2 protein-coding genes are annotated in these 2,017 nt (G+C 69.4%); one reads left to right on the top strand and one right to left on the bottom strand.

Annotated elements, in window-relative coordinates:
• Positions 1–90: 90 nt before the first annotated feature.
• Positions 91–756, bottom strand: a complete 666-nt coding sequence (locus B8460_RS16020) for an alpha/beta hydrolase (RefSeq protein ID WP_048862615.1) — start codon at positions 754–756, stop codon at positions 91–93.
• 486 nt (positions 757–1,242) lie between these two features.
• Between B8460_RS16020 and cysE the strand changes: the two genes are divergently transcribed.
• Positions 1,243–2,017 (top strand): serine O-acetyltransferase (gene cysE, locus B8460_RS16025; protein WP_148360651.1); only part of this gene is annotated, 775 nt, incomplete at its 3' end.

A 2,017-nucleotide genomic window follows, 5' to 3' on the forward strand; every position in this document is an offset into this window, starting at 1 on the left:
GGGCCTGAATACGACCACGGCCGGGCCGACCGCGAAGGTCGGACCCGGCCGCTTGCCGGTCTCGCGCGCACCGCGCGCCCAGTTAGCGCGTCAGTCGGCGGCGAGCGCCATCGCGCGGCGGGCGATCGCCTTGCCGCAGTAATCCTCCACGGCGTCCGCCACCGCGTCGGCATGGTTGGCGAACACGTGGTCGGCGCCCGCGAAGATGCGGAAATCCACGTGGACGCCCTTTTGCGTGTTGAGCTTGTCCACCAGCTTCCGCACCGCCGGTTCCGGCACCAGCTCGTCCGAGTCGCCGTGCAGCATGAGGCCGCCGCAGGGGCAGGGCGCGAGGAAGCCGAAATCATAGTGGTTGGCCGGCGGCGCCACGCTGACCCAGCCGGAAATTTCCGGCCGGCGCATCAGAAGCTGCATGCCGATGAAGGCGCCGAAGGAGTACCCGGCGATCCACAGCCCGCCGGCATTGGGGTTGACCGCCTGCATCCAGTCGAGCGCCGCCGCCGCATCGCCGATCTCGCCGATGCCGCCGTCATAGCGACCCTGGCTGCGTCCGACGCCGCGGAAGTTGAAGCGCATGACGCTGCAGCCCAGGCGCTGGAACGCCTGGTACATCGCGTAGGTGATCCGGTTGTTCATCGTCCCGCCGTGCAGCGGGTGGGGATGCAGGATCAGGGCGACGGGCGCTCCCGTCTCTTTGGAGTGGTGGTAGCGACCCTCCAGCCGTCCATCAGGACCGGCGAACATGACTTCAGGCATGACGTTTGAAACCTGTTTCCCTTATGCCGGCGCCAGGTCGCCGGACCACTGCCCGGCGGCGCCTCTCCCCAAACCAAACTCAGCCGACCTGACCGCTGCAGTTACCCGCCGTTTCCCCCCGAAAGGCGAAAACGGCGCTCGTCGAACGCAGGGCCGGGCCACGTCCGGACCCGTTCACCGCTGCCCCCGCAAGCCGGGCACGGGTTTTATGCCCGTTCCCTCGCAGGAACGCCCGGGTCCGGTATTGTTGACCCAGGTAGTCAGAAATCCTATCTTCTCAATCTGCCGCGCCATCCGGCGAGCTTCCCCGGACTCCGCCCGCCTCGATCCGAGACGCTGGCACGAGCCCCGGGCCTGCCGCGGAACGCAGGGCGGACGACGAAGCCGGCTCCGATACCCGATACCGCCGTGTGCGACTGTCACCGGCAGTAACTGAGTATAGGAACCGAAACCGAAGTTTCATATCGGAAATGCCGCATGCCTTTCATGCCATTTGCGTCCGCGCTGCGGTCGTTTACTGAGACGGTCCGCGTCTACCGGGAACGCGACCCGGCCGCGCGGTCGTATCTCGAGGTCGTACTGTGCTACCCGGGCCTGCACGCCCTGCTGTGGCACCGGGCCGGCCATCGGCTGTGGACCTGGGGCCTGACCACGCCGGGCCGCTTCGTCTCCCATATCGGCCGCTGGCTGACCGGGATCGAGATCCACCCGGCGGCGCGCATCGGGCAGCGGCTCGTGATCGACCACGGCATGGGCGTCGTGATCGGCGAGACCGCGGAAATCGGCGACGACTGCTATATCTACCATCAGGTGACGCTGGGGGTCGCCCGCACCATGGGCGGCAAGCGGCATCCCACCGTCGGCAACAACGTGATCATCGGCGCCGGGGCCAAGGTGCTGGGGCCGATCCATATTGGCGACAATGCGCGCATCGGGGCGAACGCCGTGGTGGTGGACGACGTGCCGGCGGACACTACGGTAGTGGGTATCCCCGCCCGCCCGGTGGACCGCCCGGCCGGGCGCCGCCCCGCCTTCGACCCCTACGGCATGCCGTGCGAGGAGATCCTCGATCCGCTGCTGCGCGACCTGGAAGGCCTGCGGGCCGAACTGACCGAACTCGAGGGCCGGGTCGCGGGCGCCCTGACGCGCCCGGAGCAGACCCGCCCGGAGCAGCCCCGCCCGGAGCTGCCCCGCCCGCCGGAGCCCGTGGCCGGGTCCCGGCTGCGCGACACCGCGCCCGGCCTCGACACGGCGGCGGACT

It is taken from the genome of Acidisphaera rubrifaciens HS-AP3, assembly GCF_000964365.1.
GTDB classification, from domain to species: domain Bacteria; phylum Pseudomonadota; class Alphaproteobacteria; order Acetobacterales; family Acetobacteraceae; genus Acidisphaera; species Acidisphaera rubrifaciens.